The organism is Bradyrhizobium sp. AZCC 2176 (assembly GCF_036924645.1).
In the GTDB taxonomy this organism is placed as follows: Bacteria; Pseudomonadota; Alphaproteobacteria; order Rhizobiales; family Xanthobacteraceae; genus Bradyrhizobium.
Genome location: NZ_JAZHRX010000001.1, coordinates 3,282,135 through 3,302,271 on the forward strand (window position 1 = coordinate 3,282,135; position 20,137 = coordinate 3,302,271).

Genomic DNA, 20,137 nt, shown 5'->3' on the forward strand with positions numbered 1-20,137 from the left:
GATCAGGCGGCCTTCTGTGCGCCATTGGGGCGGATGCCCAGCAAATGGCTGATCGCAAACACGAGGTCCGCGCGGTTCATGGTGTAGAAGTGAAAGGTATCGACGCCGTGCTTGGCGAGCTTTTGCACCTGGCCGGCCGCGACAGTTGCCGCCACCAGTTTGCGGGTATCGGCATCGTCGTCGAGGCCATCGAATTTTGCCGCGAACCAATCCGGCACCGTGGTGCCAGCGCGGGTGACAAACTTGCGTGCCTGCTTGAAATTGTGCATCGGCATGATGCCAGGCACGACCGGAATATCGATGCCGCGGGCGCGGACGCGGTCGAGGTAGCGGAAGTAGAGGTCGTTATCGAAGAACACCTGGGTGATGGCTCGCGCCGCGCCGGCGTCGACCTTGGCCTTCAACGTATCGATGTCGGCGTCGATCGTCGGGCTCTCCGGATGTTTTTCGGGATAGGCCGAAACCGAGATCTCGATATCCGGATAGCGCTTCTTGATGCCCGCGATCAGGTCGGGCGAGCTCTGGTAGCCATCGGGATGCGCATGATAGGCGGTGCCGATGCCGGTGGTGGGGTCGCCGCGCAGCGCCACGATATGGCGGACGCCGATCTCGTGATAGCGCGCCACCACGTCGTCGATCTCGCCCTTCGGCGCGCCGACGCAGGTCAGGTGCGCTGCCGGCGTCAGGCGGGTCTCTTTGAGGATGCGGGCGATGGTCGAATGGGTCCGCTCGCGGGTCGATCCGCCGGCGCCATAGGTCACGGAGACGAAATTCGGCGTCAGCGGCGCCAGCCGGTTGATGGTTTCCCACAGGCTCCGCTCCATCTCTTCCGTCTTGGGCGGGAAGAACTCGAAGGAAATCTTGGGCGAATGCAGCGCACGATGGCCGTCGAAAGCGGGGGACGTAAGCTCGGTCATGGCACTCACAAAAGCTCCACAGAAATGGGCAGGCATCAGGCCTAGCGGTCGTCAGCTAAAATAAGCCAAACAAGGCCGACCAAACAGCCCATCAGCGATGGGAAATAGCCCAATATGTGTAGAAAAATGCGAAATATCGGCCTTGTTGGAAGGTTGTTGGGCAGTCGTCGAATAAAGATTTATATAGCAAAAACAATTCTATAGCGAATTTTCGGCCATCCGGAGGGGTGTTTCGGATTGTGGGCAGATCAGTAATCTGATGAATTTGTTGAATTTTATCCCACTCAAGGGATGCGCCGCCACCGCCGCTTTCCCCACAAGCGCGGGCCTGACCTGCACCAGCCAGGCCTTTGTCGCCCTCGTTTGCCGCACTAGTTTAGCGCCATGATCCCGCTTTCAGTCCTCGACCTCTCCGTCGTCACCACAGGCACCCGTCCCGCCCACGCGCTGCAGAACAGCATCGATCTGGCGCGCCATGTCGATGGGCTCGGCTATGTCCGCTACTGGCTCGCCGAGCATCACAATCTGGCGTCGGTGGCGAGCCCCGCGCCCGATCTGATGATCGGGCAGATCGCGGCGGTGACGAACAATATCCGCGTCGGCTCCGGCGGCGTGATGCTGCCCAACCATGCGCCGCTTGTCGTGGCCGAGCGCTTCAAGATGCTCGAGGCGCTGTTTCCCGGCCGCATCGATCTCGGCCTCGGCCGCGCGCCCGGCACCGACGGCGCCACGGCGCATGCGCTGCGCAGCCGGCTCGATCGCCGCGAGGGTGACGATTTTCTCGAACGCTTAAGTGAACTGGTGTTGTGGGAGACTCGCGATTTCCCTGCCGGGCATCCCTACAACAATGTGGTGGCGATGCCCGACGACACGCCGCTGCCGCCGATCTGGCTGCTCGGTTCGAGCGATTACAGTTCGGAGCTGGCGGCACAGGTCGGCATGGGGTTCGCGTTTGCGCATCATTTTGCGTCCTACGACGCGATCGCGGCGATGACCAATTACCGCGACCATTTCAAGCCGTCCGGCTGGCGCGCCACGCCGCACGGCATTCTCGCCGTCGCTGCCGTTGCCGCCGAAACCGATGCGGAAGCTGAACAGCTCGCGTCCTCGATGGACCTCAACCGCCTGCGCCGTGACCGCGGACAATACCTGCCGCTGCCGAGCGTCGAGGAAGCGCTGGCCTATAATTATACGGACGCCGAGCGCGGCTCGGTCGCGCGCAATCGCTCGCGGCTGTTCGTCGGCAGCCCGGCGACGATCCTGTCGAAGCTGCAGCCGATGATTACAGCCAGCCAGCCGGATGAGTTGATGATCATCACCGCCGTCTACGATCATGACGCGCGGAAGAAGTCGTATAGTCTGCTGGCGGATGCGTTCGGGCCGAGCAAGAAAGCCGCCGCATAAAGACTGTCGTCCCTGCGAACGCAATGCGAACGCAGGGACCCATACCGCGTGATCTATCGATGAGGCAGTGTGGCTGACACCTTCAACGACAACTATGTTCGGTGGCTATGCGTCCCTGCGAACGCAAGGGACGACCCGCTGAGGGAGCGCCGGATGTCGCGCGAACCGCATCTCTCCCGTCGGGCGGCGCTCACCGGCTTGGCCGCGACCTGCGCCGCCGGCCTTATGTCCCGGGCATCCGCTGAAGAGGCGGTGCCGATCTTCTCCTCCACTGGTCCAAATGCCGACCGCTATGGTGCCGCCGCGGGATATCCTGTCCCCGACGCCGCAAGGGCGCGGTGGCAAGGCAATCCGTGGCAGCCAGCTGATCGCGTCGGCGCGTTCACCCACATCGATGACATCTATCCGACGCGGCAGGTGAAGCGCGCCGCAGTACCCTGGGCGTTCAAGCGCGCACCGGTGGAATTGTCTGATCCGTTTCGGGCTGAAGTGACCGGCTACCTCGCGCGCAATCCCGTCACCGGCCTGCTGATCGCCAAAGACGACCAGATCCTGTTCGAGCATTACCAATACGGCCGGACCGACCGCCACCGGTTTGTTTCCCAGTCGATGGTCAAGTCGATCACCGGCCTGTTGATCGGCATCGCGGTTTCCGAAGGCGCGATCAAATCGGTCGACGACACGGCCGAGATGTATGTGCGGGGCTTCCGCGGATCGGAATATGGCCGAACGCCGATCCACGATCTCCTGCACATGTCCTCAGGGATCGACTTTGGCGAGGAGGCGGAAGGCGGGCGCGATCTCAACCGGCTATGGCAGGACATGGTCGCCGGCTTTTCGGGGAAAGGCACAGTCAACAGCATTGTTCAATTCAATCACCGGATCGCGCCGCCAGGGACGCGCTTCCATTACGCCAGCATTGAACCGGATGTGCTCGGTATGGTCCTGCGCAACGCCACCGGCAAATCGCTGTCCGACTGCCTGCAGGAAAAAATCTGGCAACCCATCGGGACAGAAGCCGATGCCAGATGGATGGTGGACGCCGAAGGGTTCGAACTGGCTCACTTCGGCTTCAATGCGGTGCTGCGCGATTATGCCCGGCTCGCGCGCTTGCTGGCGCATGACGGCGCGTGGGGTGGGCGGCAGATCATTCCGGCGCAGTGGGTGATTGATGCGACCACGGTGCGGCCGTCAGGCGGCTATCTCGCGCCGGGAAAAGCCGATCGCGATTTCGGCTATGGCTATTTGCTGTGGCTGCTGCCCTGGGGGCAGCGCCAGTTTGCGATGTTCGGTGATTTCGGACAGCGCGTCTGCATCGATCCGGCTTCAAAAATCGTGATCGTGCAGACCGGACTGGAGCAGACCCCGGAGATTTGGAAACTGTGGTTGGCGGCGCTGAAGCGGTTCAGCTAGAGCATTATCCGGAAAAGTGGCTACCGGTTTTCGGAAAAGATCGTGCTTAAAAAAGGATAATGCGGGATGACTTTTCTTCGAATCTTCATCGCATCCTTTTGAACATGCCTACGTTTGTTCGAGCCTCAAAAGCAACCAAGCGTTGTCAAGGGAGTTGTTGCAGTCTCCAACCAGGGAGACAAACCATGGAACTGAAATCTGCAGTTGTTGGGTTGGCCGCCCTCGGCGGCGTTATGCTCGCCGCTGGCTCAGCTTCCGCCGCGATGCCGAACGGGCTTCCGCATGCCGACCAGATCTCACGCCAGGCCACTGATGTCGAGCAGGTCCGCTGGGTCTGCAACGCCTGGGGTCGCTGCTGGTGGCGTCCGGGTCCGAGATGGGGCGCCGGCGGTTGGGGCCCGCGCCCCGTGTGGCGTCCGGGATGGCGCAGCGCCTATGCTTGGGGCGGGCCGGTTTGGGGCCCGCGGCCCGTGTGGGGTCCGCGGCCAGGATGGGGCCCGCGTCCAGGGTGGGGCTGGAACGGCAGGTGGTGATCGGAGAGGGGGCGTACGCCGGCTGATAACGCCGCGAGTACTGCTTTCATAATATCCGTACCCGCTGCACCGTTGGTGCCGCGCAACTCGCCGCTCGCTGGTAAGTGTCCGGCTGCTGCACGTCACGAATCTGCGCTCTCCGCGCGCTCGGCAGCAGTCGTGCGCCGGGAGACGCTAGCAGAGGCGTGTGTGTCCCTTAGTCCTGCTTCTCGCTGAACGTCGCGCGGAACGGATGTGCCGGGTAGACGCCGACGATGCGGAATTCACGCGAGAAGAATTTCAGTTCCTCCAGCGCAAAGGCGAGGCCGCGGTCATCGGGGTGGCCGTCGACATCGGCATAGAACTGCGTCGCAAAGAAATTGCCATCGACCATGTAGCTTTCCAATTTCGTCATGTTGACGCTATTGGTGGCGAAACCGCCGAGCGCCTTGTAGAGCGCGGCGGGCAAATTGCGCACCCGGAAAACAAAAGTGGTGACCAGCGGGCCAGAGCCCTGGGCGGCCCATTTCTGGTCGCGCGCGAGCACCACGAAGCGCGTGGTGTTGTGGGTCTCGTCCTCGACGTCCTCGGCCAGGATATCGAGGCCGTAGATTTGCGCCGCCAGGCGGGAGGCAATCGCGGCAACGCTCTTGTCCTTGCGTTCGGAAACGTCGCGCGCGCTGCCGGCGGTATCGGCCGCAACGATCGGCTTGATGCCAAGCTTGCGGATGATGCGGCGGCATTGCCCGAGCGCGTGGACGTGGCTCTCCACCGTCTTGATGTCGGAAAGCTTTGTGCCCTTCGGTGCCATCAATTGATGGCGGATCGGCAAGAACCATTCACCGACGATGAATAGACCGGACGCCGGCAGGAGATGATGGATGTCGGCGACCCGGCCGGCGACCGAATTCTCGATCGGGATCATGCCGAGGTCGGCCTCGCCGGAGGCGATCACCGACAGCGCGTCCTCGAAGGTCGGGCAGGGCAGCGGCTCGGCGTCGGGATAGGCCTCGACGATGGCGATATGGGAATTGGCGCCAGGCTCGCCCTGGAATGCGATTTTGAACTTTTTGGTCATGCGGGGCCTTTTAGCAGCGGCTCAGGCTTTTGCCAGTGTGCGGCGGGCGGTTTCGAGGTCATCAGGCGTATCGACGCCGAGCGGCACCGAACTCACGATGGCGGCGTCGATCCGCATGCCGGCTTCCAGCGCCCTGAGCTGCTCGAGTTTCTCGCGTTGTTCCAGGACGGAGGGCGGCAGTTTGACGAAGCGCTCCAGCGCTCGCCGCCGATAGGCATAGAGCCCGATGTGATGGTAGCGCGGACCGTCGCCGTACGGCGCGGTGGCGCGGGTAAAATACAGCCCACGGAGCCGTTGGCCGCCCAATGGCGACCCGATCAGCTTCACTACGCTCGGGTTGGTGTGTTCTTCATCTCGTCGGATCTCGGCGGCCAAGGTCCCGATGTCGACCTGGGGGTCGTCGAGCAGCGCGAGCGCGGCCCGGATATCCTGAGGGGGAATGGTCGGCAAATCGCCCTGGACGTTGACCACGCTCTCGGCCCGGCCCTCGGGATCGAGCCGCGTCAGCGCCTCGTAAATACGGTCCGAGCCGGAGGGATGGTCGGGCCGGGTCATGACCGCCGTGCCGCCATGGGCTTTCACGGCGGCCGCGATCTCGGGCGTGTCGGTGGCGACTGCCACCCGGCCGATTTGGGCCTCCTCGGCGCGCCGCAGCACGTGGACGATCATCGGCAGGCCGCCGATGTCGAGCAGCGGCTTGCCGGGCAGGCGGGTCGCCGCCATGCGGGCGGGAATCAGCACAAGAATGCGGGTTTCGGTCATCCGTCGCGAGGTCAGCCGGCCAGCAAAAACAGGCCGGAAATAATGGGGGATCGATGGAAAGTCGGGGCGTTTATACGGGTTGCCAGAGCCCGGGCAAACCGATATCTCAACCCCGCTGAGGGTGCGGCGCGAAAAGCTGATTCCTGACGCGCATCCGCGGCCGTTCGCCGGCCTTCAGTCGACCTTTCCGGCCTGGAGCCTGATCCGTTATGGACTCCTTCGAACTCAACAAGATTCTCGGTGCCATCCTCGGCACCTGCATTCTCGTTCTGGTGACGAGCTTTGCCGCCCATGCGATTTTTGCGCCCGTGAAGCCGGAAAAGCCGGGCTTCGAGATCGCCGTGAAGGAAGACGCCTCTCACGGCGGCGCCAAGGAAGCTGCCGCGCCGTCCGAGCCGATCGAGAAGCTGTTGCAGACGGCTTCCGTCGAGAAGGGCACCGCCGCCGCCAAGAAGTGCGCCGCCTGCCACACCTTCGAGAAGGGTGGCCCGAACCGCGTTGGCCCGAACCTTTACGGCGTCCTCAACGAGCCAAAGGGCGCCGGCCGCGGCGGGTTCAATTTCTCGGCCGCCATGAAAAGCAAGGGTGGCACCTGGACCTATGAAGACCTCAACAAGTTCCTTGCCAACCCCAAGGCTTTTGTTCCGGGCACCGCGATGGGCTTTGCCGGCATCCCGAAGGACAGCGAGCGCGCCGACGTGATCGCCTATCTGCGCAGCCTTTCGGAGAATCCGGCTCCGCTACCGACGGCGGCGAAGTAATATTTCGCCTCTTCGGCATGGACTTCCGAGCGATATCACGGCCAGGCAATGCCTGGCCGTTTCGCTATGAGGGGATCGCATTGTTGTTATCGGAGTTGTTACCGGGACTTTTCGCCGCAGCGGCGGTGTTCCCAAGCTGCTATCATGAGGAAAAAGCAACGTAATTGGTCGAACCCTTGCCTTATATTGGGTCCTCACTAACTCCGCCTCGTGCTTGCGTCGTTCGCGTCTGGGGCCGCCGCGGACTCGACAGTACGGATACTGGCGTCAGCAACAGGAATTCTGCATTTGGCCATTACCCGACGACATCTTCTCCAGGGCGGCGCGCTTGCCGCCATGACCCCCGCGCTGGGGCTTGCTCCCGGAATCTCGGCCATTACTCCAGCCCACGCCCAATCGGCGTCCGGCGAACTGACGTGGCGGCATGCGCTGTCGCTGTTCGGCGAAGTCAAGTACCCGGCCGGCTTCAAGCGCTTCGACTACGTCAATCCGGAGGCCCCTAAGGGCGGCACCGTACGTCAGATCCAGATCGGGACGTTTGATAACTTCAACCTTGTGGTTGCCGGCGTCAAAGGATCGCTCGCAGGCGGCGTTCAGCTGATCTACGAATCTCTCATGACGCAGTCGCTGGATGAGGTTTCGACCGAGTACGGCGAATTGGCCGAAGCCGTCAGCCATCCCGAGGATTTCTCCTGGGTAACGTACCGTCTCAGGCAAGAGGCGAAATGGCACGACGGAAAGCCTGTCACGCCTGACGACGTGATCTTCTCACTTGACGCGTTTAAGCAAAATCATCCGCAATATTCGGCTTACTATCGCCATGTGGTGAAAGCTGAAAAAGTCGGTGATCGCGAGATAAAGTTCAGCTTCCATGCGCCTGGCAATCGCGAGCTCCCGCAGATCGTTGGACAGCTCACGATCTTGCCGAAGCATTGGTGGGAGGGCACTGACAGTCAGGGCCGCAAGCGCGACATCTCCGCGACAACGCTGGAGAAGCCGCTGGGCTCGGGCGCTTACCGCATCAAGGAATTTGTCCCGGGAAGGACGCTGACGCTGGAGCGGGTGAAGGACCATTGGGGGCGCGATTCCAGCACGAATGTCGGCCGCAACAATTTCGACGAGTTGCGTCTGGAATATTTCCGGGACTCGACGGTCGCACTCGAGGCTTTCAAGGGCGATCAAGTCGATTGGCGCACAGAGAACAGCGCGAAGAACTGGGCGACGGCCTACGACTTTCCGGCCGTCAATGACAAGCGTGTGCTGCTCGAGGAGTTTCCAAACCGCAGTTCCGGAATCATGCAGGCATTCGCGTTGAATACCCGGCGTGAGCAGTTCAAGGATCCGCGGGTGCGTCGTGCGCTGAATTTTGCGTTCGATTTCGAGGAAACGAACAAGCAGATGTTCTTCGGTCAGTACAAGCGCATCAGCAGCTACTTCGATGGCACTGACCTGGCTTCAAGCGGCGTGCCGCAAGGTAAGGAATTGGAAATACTCGAAGCCGTCCGCGCGGAAGTGCCGCCCGAGGTTTTCACGAAGCCCTATACCAATCCGGTCGGCGGCAGTCCCGAGGCGGTTCGCGAAAATCTACGTGAGGCGCTGCGCTTGCTGAAGGAAGCTGGGTACGAGGTGCGCGAGCGCAAGCTAGTCGATAGCAAGACTGGAGCACAGTTTGCGCTCGAATTGCTCGGTGCCGACCCGACCTTCGAACGGGTGATGCTGTTCTTCAAGCCGTCGCTGGAGCGGCTTGGCATCGTTGTCAGTGTGCGCACAATCGATCCAACACAGTATGAAAACCGGCTTCGCAGCTGGGATTTCGACGTGGTCGTCTCGTCGTGGGCGGAATCATTGTCACCCGGAAATGAACAGCGCGAATATTGGGGTTCGCAGGCGGCGGACATGGCGGGTTCGCGCAATGTCATCGGCATCAAGAATCCGGCCATCGACAAATTGATCGAGCGGCTGATCTATGCCAAGGGTCGGGATGACCTTGTTGCCGCGACCAGGGCGCTCGACCGCGTGCTGCTGTGGAATCACTATGTCGTGCCGCAGTGGAATTATCCCAAGGTCCGTACCGCGCGCTGGGATCGCTTCGGCCGGCCGTCCGAATTGCCCAAATACGGCCTGTCGGGCTTCCCGACGCTGTGGTGGTGGGACGCCGAAAAGGCTGCCAAGATCGGAAAGCGCAGTTGAAGGAATCGCGCATGGCGCTACTCAATCGCCGGCACGTGCTGGGTCTCGGTGTCGGCGCGTTAAGCGCTGTCGGCCTCAAACCGGTCGCCACCGCTTCCGAGGCGGGCACTGAAAGCCACGGCATGTCGGTGTTCGGCGACCTGAAATACCCTGCCGACTTCAAGCATTTCGACTACGTCAATCCGCAAGCGCCGAAAGGCGGGTTGTTTTCCACGATCCCGTCGACCCGTGCCTATAATCAGTCCTTCCAGACGTTCAATTCCTTCAACGCCTTCATCCTCAAAGGCGAAGGCGCAAAGGGCATGGAGCTGACCTTTGACTCGCTGATGGCGCGCGCGAATGACGAGCCCGACGCGATGTACGGCCTTGCCGCAAAGTCGGTGCGGATCTCGCCTGACAAGCTGACCTACCGCTTCACGATGCGGCCCGAGGCGCGTTTTCATGACGGCTCGAAGATGACGGCGCATGACGTCGCCTTCTCGCTCAACACGCTGAAGGAAAAGGGTCATCCGCTGATCCTGGTTCAGTTGCGCGACTTCGTGAAGGCCGAGGCGCTCGACGATGGGAAGCTGGCCGTTGTCTTTGCGCCGAACCGCGCGCGCGACGTCCCGCTCTATGTTGCAGGCTTGCCGATCTTCTCCAAAGCCTATTACGCGAAGCGCGTGTTCGAGGAATCGACCACCGAGATCCCGCTCGGCTCGGGGCCGTACAAGGTGGGCAAATACGAAATCAACCGCTACGTCGAATACGAACGGGTGAAGGACTGGTGGGCGGCCGATCTTCCCGTCAACCGCGGCAGCTACAATTTCGACACCGTGCGCTACGAGTTCTATCGCGACCGCGACGTGGCGTTCGAAGGCTTTACCGGCAAGAGCTATCTCTACCGCGAGGAGTTCACCGCGCGGATCTGGGCGACGCGTTACGATTTTCCGGCGATCAAGGATGGCCGCGTCAAGCGCGAGACCCTGCCGGACGAACTGCCGTCGGGAGGACAGGGCTGGTTCTTCAACACCCGCCGCGACAAGTTCAAAGACCCCAAAGTGCGCGAAGCGGTCATCAATGCCTTCGATTTCGAATGGACCAACAAGACCGTGATGTACGGCGCCTATGCGCGCACGGTGTCGCCGTTCCAGAATTCGGACATGGTGGCGACCGGGCTGCCGTCGCCGGAAGAGCTGAAGCTGCTCGAGCCGTTCCGTGGGCAGGTGCCGGACGAGGTGTTCGGCGAGCCGTTCGTGCCGCCGGTATCGGATGGATCGGGCCAGGACCGGCAATTGCTGCGCAAGGCGCAGCAACTGCTGCAGGAGGCAAAACTTCCCGTCAAGGACGGCAAGCGGCTCATGCCGAACGGCGAGATCTTTGCGATCGAGTTCCTGCTCGACGAGCCATCGTTCCAGCCGCATCATGCGACCTTCATCAAGAATCTCGGCCAGCTCGGCATCGAAGCCAGCATCCGGTTGATTGACGCCGTGCAATATCGCGCGCGGGTGGAGGCCTTCGATTTCGACATCACGACGATGCGCCTGAGCATGTCACCAACGCCGGGCGACAGCCTGCGGCCGTATTTTACGTCGCATGCGGCCGCTACCAAGGGATCGTACAATCTGGCGGGGGTGGCCAGCCCCGCGATCGATGCGCTGGTCGACAAGGCCATCGGCGCCGAAACGCGGGCTGATTTGACCTTCGCGTGCCGCGCGCTCGATCGCGTGTTCCGGGCCGGCCGCTATTGGGTGCCGCAATGGTACCGCACCAACCACCCGATCGCCTATTGGGACCTGTTCGCGCATCCGCCAAAGCCGGCGCGCTACACGCAAGGCACCGGTGCGCCGGACAACTGGTGGTATGACGCCGCCAAGGCCGCGAAGCTCGAGCAGGCGAAGTAATTCATGACCGCCTATATCGCCCGCCGCATTCTCCTGATGGTACCGACGCTGCTCGGAATCCTTCTGGTATCGTTCGTGGTCGTGCAGTTCGCGCCCGGAGGTCCGGTTGAACGCGTCATTGCGCAGCTCTCGGGCGCCGACACCGGCGGCACGTCGCGGGTATCGGGCGGCGGCGGCGATTTCGGCGCACGCGGCAACCAGGTCGGCGCGGCGGCGGACGCCGTCAGTTCGAAATATCGCGGCGCGCAGGGGCTCGATCCTGACTTCATCAAGAAGCTCGAAGTCCAGTTTGGCTTCGACAAGCCGGCGCCCGAGCGTTTTGCGCTGATGCTGTGGAATTTCGCGCGCTTCGATTTCGGCAAGAGCTATTTCCGCGACGTCAGCGTGCTCCAGCTCATCAAGGAGAAGCTGCCGGTGTCGATGTCGCTCGGCATCTGGATGACGCTCCTGACCTACCTGATCTCGATTCCGCTCGGCATCCGCAAGGCTGTCGCGGACGGTTCAAAGTTCGACACCTGGACCTCGGCGGTGATCATCATCGGCTTTGCGATACCGGGATTCCTGTTCGCGATCCTGCTGATCGTCCTGTTCGCCGGCGGTTCGTTCTTCAACGTGTTCCCGCTGCGCGGCCTGACCTCGGACGGCTGGGCGCAGTTTCCCTGGTATTGGAAGATCATCGACTATTTCTGGCACATCACGCTGCCGCTGGTGTCGATGGCGCTCGGCGCCTTCGCCACCATGTCGCTGCTCACCAAGAACTCGTTCCTCGATGAGATCCGCAAGCAATATGTCATGACCGCGCGCGCCAAGGGCTGCAGCGAGCGGCAGGTGCTCTACAATCACATCTTCCGCAATGCGATGCTGATCGTGATCGCCGGCTTCCCGAGCGCGTTCATCCACGCCTTTTTCTCCGGCTCGCTCCTGATCGAAACCATCTTCTCGCTCGACGGCCTCGGTCTGCTCGGATTCGAGAGCGTGCTGAACCGCGACTACCCCGTGGTATTTGGAACATTGTTCATCTTTTCGCTGGTCGGTCTCGTGGTCAACCTGATCTCCGACCTCGCTTATATGTGGATCGACCCGAGGATCGATTTTGAGGCGAGGGAAGTCTGATGGCGATGCTCGCGCCCCAGCCGGTCGAAACCACCACGCAGTCACCGCTCGGCGAAGTCGTGCCGCCGGTGCGCCACGTCTTCCAACCTTCGCCGCTCAATCGTCGTCGCTGGCATAATTTCAAGGCGAACCGCCGCGGCTACTGGTCGTTCTGGATATTTACGGTTCTGTTCGTGATGTCGCTGTTTGCCGAGTTGATCGCCAACGACCGGCCATTCCTGATCAAATATGACGGCCATCTCTACTGGCCGGCCTTCGTCACCTATTCCGAAACCACTTTCGGCGGCGACTTCGAGACCGCTGCCGACTATCGCGATCCCTACTTGCAGAAGCAGATCGCGGCCAAGGGTGGCACCGTCGTCTGGCCGCTGGTCCGCTTCTCCTACCACACCCACAATCTCGACCTGCCGACGCCGGCGCCGTCGCCGCCGACCTGGATGCTCACCGAAACGCAGTGCAAGGAGATGGTGCAGAAGAAGGGTCTCAAGGGCTGCAGCGACCTCGAATACAACTGGCTCGGTACCGACGACCAGGGCCGCGATGTGGTCGCGCGCCTGATCTACGGCTTTCGCATCTCGGTGCTGTTCGGCCTGACGCTGACGATTATCTCCTCGATCATCGGCATCGCGGCCGGCGGCGTGCAGGGCTATTTCGGCGGCTGGATCGATCTGACCTTCCAGCGGCTGATCGAGGTCTGGACTGCCATTCCTTCGCTGTATCTGCTGCTGATCCTGTCCTCGGTGCTGGTGCCGGGCTTCTTTGTCCTGCTCGGCATCTTGCTGTTGTTCTCCTGGGTGTCGCTGGTCGGGCTGGTGCGCGCCGAGTTCCTGCGCGGACGAAATTTCGAATATATCCAGGCGGCGCGAGCGCTCGGTGTTTCAAATCGGGTGATCATGTTCCGCCACCTGCTGCCGAACGCGATGGTGGCGACGATGACGTTCCTGCCGTTCATCGTGTCGTCCTCGGTGATGACGCTGACGGCGCTGGATTTTCTCGGCTTCGGCCTGCCGCCCGGTTCGCCGTCGCTCGGCGAATTGCTGTCGCAAGCAAAAGCAAACGTGCAGGCGCCCTGGCTCGGTTTCACCGGCTTCTTCTCGGTCGCGATCATGCTGTCGCTCCTGATCTTCATCGGCGAAGCCGCGCGCGACGCCTTCGATCCGCGCAAGACGTTCCGGTAAGGGTGCTGCGCATGGACGCCATCAACCAGCCTTTACTCGATGTCCGCGACCTCTCCGTAGCGTTCGGCGATACGCTCGCGGTCGATCGCGTCTCGTTTTCGATCCGGCGCGGCGAATGCGTGGCCCTTGTTGGCGAGTCAGGCTCGGGAAAATCAGTCAGCGCATTGTCGATCCTCAAGCTGTTGCCCTATCCCAGCGCCTCGCATCCCTCAGGCCACATCCGCTTCCGCGGCCGCGAGCTGCTGACCGCGGCGGAAGGCGAGATGCGCGAGATCCGCGGCAATGACATCTCGATCATCTTCCAGGAGCCGATGACCTCGCTCAATCCGCTGCACACGATCGAGGCGCAGATCGGCGAGATTCTTTCCCTGCATAGCGGTCTCGGCGGGCAGATGGCGCGGGCGCGCACGCTGGAGCTTTTGACGCAGGTCGGCATTCCCGATCCCGAAACCCGGCTGAAGAGCTATCCCCATCAATTGTCCGGCGGCCAGCGCCAGCGCGTCATGATCGCGATGGCGCTCGCCAACGAGCCGGACCTCCTGATCGCGGATGAACCGACCACCGCGCTCGACGTCACGGTGCAGGCCCAGATCCTGGCGCTCTTGGCGGAAATTCGTTCCCGGCTCGGCATGAGCATGCTGTTCATTACCCACGATCTCGGCATCGTCCGCCGCATCGCCGACGTCGTCTGCGTGATGAATTCAGGCAAGATCGTCGAGCAGGGGCCGGTCGAGGAGGTCTTTACCGCACCGAAACATACCTATACCCGCGCGCTGCTCGCGGCCGAACCCAAGCCCGATCCGGCGCCGCCGCGGCCCAACGAGCCGGTGGTGATGTCGGCGGATAATCTGAAGGTCTGGTTTCCGATCAAGCGCGGGCTGTTGCGCTCGACCGTTGGCCATATCAAGGCGGTGGATGGCGTCAGCCTAGCGGTGCGCAAAGGCGAGACGCTCGGCGTCGTCGGCGAATCCGGCTCGGGCAAGACCACGCTGGGCCTGGCGCTGCTCCGGCTGATTTCCTCTGACGGCCCGATCGTGTTCCTCGGCAACAACATTCAAGGCCTGCGCTTCAAGGCCATGCTGCCATTCCGCCGCGACATGCAGATCGTGTTTCAGGATCCGTTCGGCGCGCTGAGCCCGCGCATGTCGGTCGGCGATATCGTCGCCGAGGGCCTTTCCGTGCATCAGAAGTCGTTGTCGCACGAAGAGCGCGAGGCCCGCGTCGTCAAGGCGCTGCGGGACGTCGGTCTCGATCCGGAGACCCGATTCCGCTACCCGCATGAATTCTCCGGCGGTCAGCGCCAGCGCATCTCGATCGCGCGCGCGGTGGTGCTGGAGCCGAATTTCGTCGTGCTGGACGAGCCGACGAGCGCGCTCGACATGCTGTTCCAGGCGCAGATGGTCGACCTGTTGCGCGAGCTGCAGCGCAAGCGCGACCTGACCTACATGTTCATCTCGCACGATCTACGCGTGGTGGCCTCGCTGGCGAGCCATCTGATCGTGATGCGTCACGGCAAGGTAGTCGAGGAGGGGCCGGCCGCGGAGCTGTTCAGGAATCCGACGAGCGATTACACCCGCGCCTTGTTCGCCGCCGCTTTCCGCATCGAGGCCGTGCCGGACGCACCCGCTACCTGACCGTCATTCCGAGGCAGGCTACAGTCGTTTGATCGCCGTCACCTCGCTGCCCGCCGCCTTGATCCGCACAATCGCCTCGTGCGCGTTCTCGACCACGGTCGCCATATGATGCGCGTTGGCGTGAACGATAGTGTCGGGATCGCGGACGATCGCGACGTGGCCTTTCCAGAAGATCAAGTCGCCGCGTTGCAGCTTTTTCATTTCAGCCGGACTCAGTGCCCGGCCCAAGCCATCCTGCTGCAGGTCGCTGTCGCGCGGGCAGCCGATGCCGGCGGCGTTCAGCGATACCTGGACGAGGCCGGAGCAATCGATGCCGAGTGAGCTCTTGCCGCCCCAAAGATACGGCGTGCCGACGAACCGTTCAGCGACCGCCACAAAGTCAGATTCATAGTCGTGAAGATCCACGAGATGACGCTTCGGCAGATACTGGCCGTCATGCCTGATGGCAAAATCGCCTTCTTCGCGCGTGATTTCGACCCATGATCCCATGACCAGCGAATCCGAGGGCGCCACTTTGATCGAGGGGCCGGGGAATGCGAATGTCCGAATGGCAATAACCTTGTGCGTTGGCGCAGTCGTCTCCCCCATGAGCGAGGAATCGGGTAGCCACCCTACATAGCCATCGACGTTGAGTTGACCCCACGCCCAGCCCTCACTGTTGCGGTCGTAGACCGTGACGCGCTCGCCTTTCAGCACTTGCGTCATCATCTCGGCATCGGGAGAGGGCACGCGGCGAAGGGGAGCGATGGTTTCGATCACCTCGAACACCTCGCCCTCGACGAAGCGCGCGGCCTTTACCTTGCCTTCGAGATATTTTGCGGCGACCTCTGGCCGTGCCGGTGTCAGGCGCGGGTCATCCATAGCGTTCGCTCAGCAGTTTGTAGATCGCGCGCGCGGCCTGGCACTCGCCGCCTTCCGGACGCGCGGGTTTTGCGGACGGCGTCCAGCCGTAGATATCGACATGCAGCCAGCTCTTGGCATCCGTCACGAAGCGCTGCAGGAACAGCGCACAGGTGATCGAGCCGGCAAAGCCGCCGGATGGTGCGTTGTTGATGTCGGCAACCTTCGAATCCAGCCAGGAATCGTAGGGCGGCCACAGCGGCATTCGCCACAACGGATCGTTCTCCCGTTTCGCATGGGCTGCGACGCTTTCGGCGAGCCTCTCATCATGGGTGTAAAAGGGCGGTAAATCCGGCCCCAGCGCCACACGCGCCGCACCCGTCAGGGTGCCGAGGTCAACCAGCAGATCCGGTTTCTCTTCGTCGGCGAGCGCCAGTGCGTCCGCCAGCACCAGTCGTCCCTCGGCGTCGGTGTTGCCGATCTCCACCGTTGGTCCCTTGCGCGATTTGAAGATGTCGAGCGGGCGGAAGGCGTTGCCGGCCACCGCGTTCTCGACCGCGGGGATCAGCACGCGCAGGCGGACCTTCAGCTTCGCATCCATCACCATCTGCGCCAGCGCCAGCACGTTGGCGGCGCCGCCCATGTCCTTTTTCATGATCAGCATGCCGCTGGACGGTTTCAGGTCGAGGCCGCCAGTGTCGAAACAGACGCCCTTGCCGACCAGCGTCACTTTGGGATGGGCGGGATCGCCCCAGGTCAGGTCGATCAGGCGCGGGGCGCGCGTCGAGGCCATGCCGACGGCGTGGATCAGCGGAAAGTTCTGCTTCACCAGTTCGTCGCCGATGATGCAGTTGAACTCGGCGCCGAAGCGCGTCGCCAACTGTTGCGCAGCTTCTGCCAGTTCCGCCGGTCCCATGTCATTCGACGGCGTGTTGATCAGGTCCCGCGCCAGCGCGGCGGCCTCGGCCATCCGCGCAATGTCGGCGATGTCGACGCCCTCGGGCGGCACCAGCCGGACCGCGGGCTTGTCGGCCTTGCGGTAGCGGCCGAAGCGATAGGTGCCCAGCGCAAAAGCGAGCGTAGCCAGCCGGAAATCATGCGGCGCATTGGCGAAGCGATAGACGCCGGGCGGTAGCAGGCCGGGCAGCGCGCCCGGCCGGAACAGATCGCGCGACTTGGCGGTCTCGTCCTCCAGCCCGAAAACGACCCGTGCGATCTGACCGTCGGGCGCGGGCAACGCCAGGCATTTGCCGGGCTTGGCGGTGAAGTCGTTGGCCGTCGCAAATTGCCGGGCCTGTTCGGGGAGTTCCCTGGCGATCGCGCTCCAGGTCGTCTTGGTGGTGAAGGTAATCGGAATGGCAGCGGCGTCGGGCGCGGTCTCGAACGGGGATGGCATGCGGATCTCGCGGAAGAGGGCGGGCAGGGTGGTGCCGATGGGCATAGCACGGCCAATTAACCGGCCGTTAGGGTTAACAGTCTATTGCTGGCGCGTTCGGCTCCATTCATCAGCCATTCCCGTGAGTTAAGGTGCCATGCGTCGACAGTCCAGCCACGCCGGATCGCTTGCCCGGTTCCTGACCTCCGCGGCCGTAACCGCGGTTTTGGCCGCAGGCCTTGGTGGCTGCCAGACCATGTCCGACATAACAGGATCGCTGACCTCATCGTCTCCCAAAGCGCAAACCATTCCTGAGGATCCGCGCCGCGCGGCCGAGGTCTACGGCGAGCGCTACCGCGCCAACCCCAAGGATGCCGAGGCGGCACTGGGTTACGGCCAGGCGCTGCGCGCCACCGGCCAGCGGGCGCAGGCCGTCGCCGTGCTCGAGCAGGCAACCATCGCCCATCCCGGCAACAAGGCGCTGCTCGCCGCCTACGGTCGCGCGCTCGCCGACAACGGCAATTCGCAGGCCGCCTTCGACGTACTCAGCCGCGCCCATTCGCCGGCCAATCCCGACTGGCGCATTCTTTCGGTGCAGGGCACCACGCTCGACAAGATGGCCAAGCACGAGGAGGCCCGCCGCTATTACGCGAGCGCGCTGAAGATCATGCCGGAAGAACCCTCGGTGCTGTCCAATCTCGGTCTCTCCTACATGCTGACGCGGGAGCTGCCGCAGGCCGAGGAAACGCTACGGCGCGCCTATTCCAATCCCGGCGCCGACGGCAGGGTGCGGCAGAACCTGGCGCTCGTGGTCGGCCTGCAGGGCCGCTTCGCGGAAGCCGAGACCATCGCCAAGGGCGATCTGCCCGCCGACGAGGCGGCCACCAACGTGGCTTACCTGCGGGAAATGCTGAGCCGCAAAGACAAGGACAGTTCGCGTCCTTCCGGCAACAAGGCGGCCGTCCCGGTTGCAGCGCTCAGCCGGCCGGACTAGAGCTTCGGTTCTGAATCCCGATATTCAAGGCTGTCTACTGTCAATCCGGCGTCGCGCGTGCCGTGGCAAGCCGGGGTTGACGACGTCGAACGGCGCAGCAGCGGCTGCGCCGTTCGCCTTACGGCATCATCTGGATCTTGATGTAGGTCGGCCCCAGAATGACGATGAACAGACACGGCAGGAAGAACAGGATCATCGGCACGGTCAGCTTCGGCGGCAGCGCCGCCGCCTTCTTCTCGGCCTCGGTCATCCGCATGTCGCGGTTTTCCTGCGCCATCACGCGCAGGCTCTGGCCGAGCGGGGTGCCGTAGCGTTCCGACTGCATCAGCGCCAGGCAGACCGATTTCACGCCCTCCAGCCCGGTGCGCTTGGCGAGGTTCTCGTAGGCCACCTTGCGATCCTGCAGGTATGACAATTCCGCCGTTGTCAGCGAGAATTCCTCCGACAGCGCGATCGATTGCGACGTGATCTCGGTGGAAACCTTGCGGAAGGCGACTTCGACCGACATGCCGGACTCGATGCAGATCAGCAGGAGATCGAGCGCGTCGGGAAAGGCGCGCTTGATGGAGAGCTGTCGCTTGCTGATGGCGTTCTTCAGGAACAGCATCGGCGCCTGCAGTCCGAGATAGGCGGCGCCGATGCAGATGCCGAGCTTGACCGTCAGCGACTTGTCCAAGTTGGTGATCACGAACACGTAGAGGACCGCGCCGAGAAACAGCACGATCGGCGTCACCGCGCGGGCAAACAGGAAAGTGACGTAGGGCGCGTGGCCGCGATAGCCGGCCATGATCAGCTTGTCGCGTGCGGCTTCCTGCGCCAGCCATTTGGTCAGGTTGAAGTCTTCCACCACCTTGGAAACGAGTTGCTTCGGGGTCTGCCGCAGCGACACCTTCTCCGATTTGTTGAGGCGTTCGCGCTCGCGCTGGCGAAGCCGCTCGCGCTCGCTGGCGACCGCCTTCATGCGTTTGGCAAGACCTTCGCCGGCAAACAGCGGCATGATCAGCGTATAGGCGGTCGCACTCGCCGCGATGGCGGCAAGCAGCATGGTCATGAACCGCGCGTCGTGCATCTTGGCGATCAGGAACTCAATCATAGGCGCACCGTCAGAAGTCGAAGTTGATCATTTTCTTCATCACCAGAACGCCGATCGTCATCCAGGCGACGCAGCACACCAGCATGAACTGGCCGACGTGGGTGGTCCAAAGCAGTGCGATGTAGTCGGGCGTCGAGATCCACACCAGCATCATCACGGCCGGCGGCAACGAGCCGATGATACCGGCCGAGGCCTTGGCTTCCATCGACATCGCCTGAATCTTCTCCGCCATCTTCTTGCGATCGCGCAGCACCTTGGACAGATTGCCGAGCGCTTCGGACAGATTGCCGCCCGACTTCTGCTGGATCGCGACCACGATGCCGAAGAAGTTTGCCTCCGGCAGCGGCATCCGCTCATACAGGCGAGCGCAGGCCTCGCCTAGCGGCATGCCGATGGTCTGGGTTTCGATGATAGCCAGGAACTCGCTCTTGAGCGGCTCCGGCGCGTCGGCGGCGACCACCTTGATGGATTCGAACAGCGGCAGACCGGCCTTGATGCCGCGCACGATGACGTCGACGGCGTCGGGGAGCGCCTTCAGAAACGCTTTCTCGCGGCGCTTCTTGAGATAGCCCAGGATCCAGCGCGGCAGGCCGAGGCCGGTGCCGAAAGCCATCACGGCGGCGCCCAGCAGGTGGCCGCCGAACATAAAAGCGAGCACGAATCCAACCGCGCCGGAAACGGCTGATACGATCCAGAATTTCTGAGGCGTCCACGATCCCAAACCGGCCTGCGCAAGGCGGGTTGAAAGGGGCACGGACTTGTCCTTCTTGCGGCGGGCGTCGAGCTCCTTCAGCGATCCTTCGACCTGGTCACGGCGCGAACGCTGGCTTTTTTCGGTCTGGCGCGCCGGGGCGTCGGTCCGTGCGATTGAGGCGCGGCGGGATTCGGCCTTCCGCTCACCCGACAGCGACGGATAGATGAATACCCAGGCTAGGCCACCGATAGTAGTGGCGGCGAGAAAGGCCAGTGCAAGTATCTGCATGCTCATCG

16 protein-coding genes are annotated in these 20,137 nt (G+C 62.7%); 9 read left to right on the forward strand and 7 right to left on the reverse strand.

The window, feature by feature from the left end; genetic code table 11:
• Positions 1-2: 2 nt before the first annotated feature.
• Complete coding sequence (gene metF / locus V1288_RS15180) at positions 3-917, reverse strand: methylenetetrahydrofolate reductase [NAD(P)H] (protein ID WP_334357809.1); 915 nt, start codon at positions 915-917, stop codon at positions 3-5.
• A 384-nt stretch (positions 918-1,301) separates the two neighbouring features.
• Between metF and V1288_RS15185 the strand changes: the two genes are divergently transcribed.
• Together V1288_RS15185 and V1288_RS15190 are read left to right on the forward strand one after the other, a co-directional pair.
• Positions 1,302-2,321, forward strand: coding sequence for an LLM class flavin-dependent oxidoreductase (locus V1288_RS15185; protein ID WP_334357810.1), 1,020 nt, complete (start codon positions 1,302-1,304; stop codon positions 2,319-2,321).
• A 153-nt stretch (positions 2,322-2,474) separates the two neighbouring features.
• Complete coding sequence (locus tag V1288_RS15190) at positions 2,475-3,734, forward strand: serine hydrolase domain-containing protein (RefSeq protein ID WP_334357811.1); 1,260 nt, start codon at positions 2,475-2,477, stop codon at positions 3,732-3,734.
• 729 nt (positions 3,735-4,463) lie between these two features.
• Here the strand turns inward: V1288_RS15190 and V1288_RS15195 are convergent.
• Positions 4,464-5,324, reverse strand: coding sequence for a prephenate dehydratase (locus tag V1288_RS15195; protein WP_334357812.1), 861 nt, complete (start codon positions 5,322-5,324; stop codon positions 4,464-4,466).
• A gap of 21 nt (positions 5,325-5,345) precedes the next feature.
• Entirely contained in the window at positions 5,346-6,086 is a 741-nt protein-coding gene (locus V1288_RS15200; protein WP_334357813.1) for a 3-deoxy-manno-octulosonate cytidylyltransferase, read from the reverse strand.
• Positions 6,087-6,295: 209 nt separating this feature from the next.
• On the opposite strand from V1288_RS15200, the gene V1288_RS15205 reads away from it, so the two are divergent.
• The 6 genes from V1288_RS15205 (at position 6,296) to V1288_RS15230 (ending at position 14,845) form a co-directional block, all read left to right on the forward strand.
• On the forward strand, positions 6,296-6,847 hold the full coding sequence (locus V1288_RS15205; RefSeq protein ID WP_334357814.1) for a c-type cytochrome: 552 nt from the start codon (positions 6,296-6,298) through the stop codon (positions 6,845-6,847).
• A gap of 288 nt (positions 6,848-7,135) precedes the next feature.
• On the forward strand, positions 7,136-9,037 hold the full coding sequence (locus tag V1288_RS15210) for an extracellular solute-binding protein (RefSeq protein WP_334357815.1): 1,902 nt from the start codon (positions 7,136-7,138) through the stop codon (positions 9,035-9,037).
• 11 nt (positions 9,038-9,048) lie between these two features.
• Positions 9,049-10,920, forward strand: a complete 1,872-nt coding sequence (locus tag V1288_RS15215; RefSeq protein ID WP_334357816.1) for an extracellular solute-binding protein — start codon at positions 9,049-9,051, stop codon at positions 10,918-10,920.
• A 3-nt stretch (positions 10,921-10,923) separates the two neighbouring features.
• Positions 10,924-12,033: a microcin C ABC transporter permease YejB gene (locus V1288_RS15220; RefSeq protein WP_334357817.1), complete on the forward strand. Its 1,110-nt coding sequence runs from the start codon at positions 10,924-10,926 to the stop codon at positions 12,031-12,033.
• Positions 12,033-13,211, forward strand: a complete 1,179-nt coding sequence (locus V1288_RS15225) for an ABC transporter permease (RefSeq protein ID WP_334357818.1) — start codon at positions 12,033-12,035, stop codon at positions 13,209-13,211. Before V1288_RS15220 ends, V1288_RS15225 begins: the two co-directional genes overlap by 1 nt.
• 11 nt (positions 13,212-13,222) lie before the next feature.
• A complete protein-coding gene (locus V1288_RS15230) occupies positions 13,223-14,845 on the forward strand; it encodes an ABC transporter ATP-binding protein (RefSeq protein WP_334357819.1) in 1,623 nt (540 codons plus the stop codon).
• An 18-nt stretch (positions 14,846-14,863) separates the two neighbouring features.
• On the opposite strand, the gene V1288_RS15235 is transcribed toward V1288_RS15230, so the two are convergent.
• Together V1288_RS15235 and V1288_RS15240 are read right to left on the reverse strand one after the other, a co-directional pair.
• Positions 14,864-15,706 carry a C40 family peptidase gene (locus V1288_RS15235; protein WP_334357820.1) on the reverse strand — a complete coding sequence of 281 codons (843 nt, stop codon included), beginning with the start codon at positions 15,704-15,706 and terminating at the stop codon, positions 14,864-14,866.
• The gene (locus V1288_RS15240) at positions 15,699-17,081 is read right to left on the reverse strand and encodes a leucyl aminopeptidase family protein (RefSeq protein ID WP_334357821.1); all 1,383 of its coding nucleotides are present in this window, start codon (positions 17,079-17,081) and stop codon (positions 15,699-15,701) included. Before V1288_RS15240 ends, V1288_RS15235 begins: the two co-directional genes overlap by 8 nt.
• Positions 17,082-17,217: 136 nt before the next feature.
• On the opposite strand from V1288_RS15240, the gene V1288_RS15245 reads away from it, so the two are divergent.
• Positions 17,218-18,054, forward strand: coding sequence for a tetratricopeptide repeat protein (locus V1288_RS15245; protein ID WP_334357822.1), 837 nt, complete (start codon positions 17,218-17,220; stop codon positions 18,052-18,054).
• A gap of 118 nt (positions 18,055-18,172) precedes the next feature.
• Here V1288_RS15245 and V1288_RS15250 read toward each other — a convergent pair whose 3' ends face one another.
• Together V1288_RS15250 and V1288_RS15255 are read right to left on the reverse strand one after the other, a co-directional pair.
• The gene (locus V1288_RS15250; RefSeq protein WP_334357823.1) at positions 18,173-19,147 is read right to left on the reverse strand and encodes a type II secretion system F family protein; all 975 of its coding nucleotides are present in this window, start codon (positions 19,145-19,147) and stop codon (positions 18,173-18,175) included.
• A 10-nt stretch (positions 19,148-19,157) separates the two neighbouring features.
• Entirely contained in the window at positions 19,158-20,135 is a 978-nt protein-coding gene (locus tag V1288_RS15255) for a type II secretion system F family protein (RefSeq protein ID WP_334357824.1), read from the reverse strand.
• Between the last annotated feature and the right edge of the window lie 2 nt (positions 20,136-20,137).

Bases quoted from the DNA above. Each gene is read 5' to 3' on its own strand.
- V1288_RS15215 (WP_334357816.1), top strand. From the start codon at position 9,049: ATGGCGCTACTCAATCGCCGGCACGTGCTGGGTCTCGGTGTCGGCGCG.
- V1288_RS15230 (WP_334357819.1), top strand. From the start codon at position 13,223: ATGGACGCCATCAACCAGCCTTTACTCGATGTCCGCGACCTCTCCGTA.
- V1288_RS15220 (WP_334357817.1), top strand. From the start codon at position 10,924: ATGACCGCCTATATCGCCCGCCGCATTCTCCTGATGGTACCGACGCTG.
- V1288_RS15195 (WP_334357812.1), bottom strand. From the start codon at position 5,324: ATGACCAAAAAGTTCAAAATCGCATTCCAGGGCGAGCCTGGCGCCAAT.
- V1288_RS15185 (WP_334357810.1), top strand. From the start codon at position 1,302: ATGATCCCGCTTTCAGTCCTCGACCTCTCCGTCGTCACCACAGGCACC.
- V1288_RS15190 (WP_334357811.1), top strand. From the start codon at position 2,475: ATGTCGCGCGAACCGCATCTCTCCCGTCGGGCGGCGCTCACCGGCTTG.
- V1288_RS15240 (WP_334357821.1), bottom strand. From the start codon at position 17,081: ATGCCATCCCCGTTCGAGACCGCGCCCGACGCCGCTGCCATTCCGATT.
- V1288_RS15235 (WP_334357820.1), bottom strand. From the start codon at position 15,706: ATGGATGACCCGCGCCTGACACCGGCACGGCCAGAGGTCGCCGCAAAA.
- V1288_RS15225 (WP_334357818.1), top strand. From the start codon at position 12,033: ATGGCGATGCTCGCGCCCCAGCCGGTCGAAACCACCACGCAGTCACCG.
- V1288_RS15245 (WP_334357822.1), top strand. From the start codon at position 17,218: ATGCGTCGACAGTCCAGCCACGCCGGATCGCTTGCCCGGTTCCTGACC.
- V1288_RS15255 (WP_334357824.1), bottom strand. From the start codon at position 20,135: ATGAGCATGCAGATACTTGCACTGGCCTTTCTCGCCGCCACTACTATC.
- metF (WP_334357809.1), bottom strand. From the start codon at position 917: ATGACCGAGCTTACGTCCCCCGCTTTCGACGGCCATCGTGCGCTGCAT.
- V1288_RS15205 (WP_334357814.1), top strand. From the start codon at position 6,296: ATGGACTCCTTCGAACTCAACAAGATTCTCGGTGCCATCCTCGGCACC.
- V1288_RS15200 (WP_334357813.1), bottom strand. From the start codon at position 6,086: ATGACCGAAACCCGCATTCTTGTGCTGATTCCCGCCCGCATGGCGGCG.
- V1288_RS15250 (WP_334357823.1), bottom strand. From the start codon at position 19,147: ATGATTGAGTTCCTGATCGCCAAGATGCACGACGCGCGGTTCATGACC.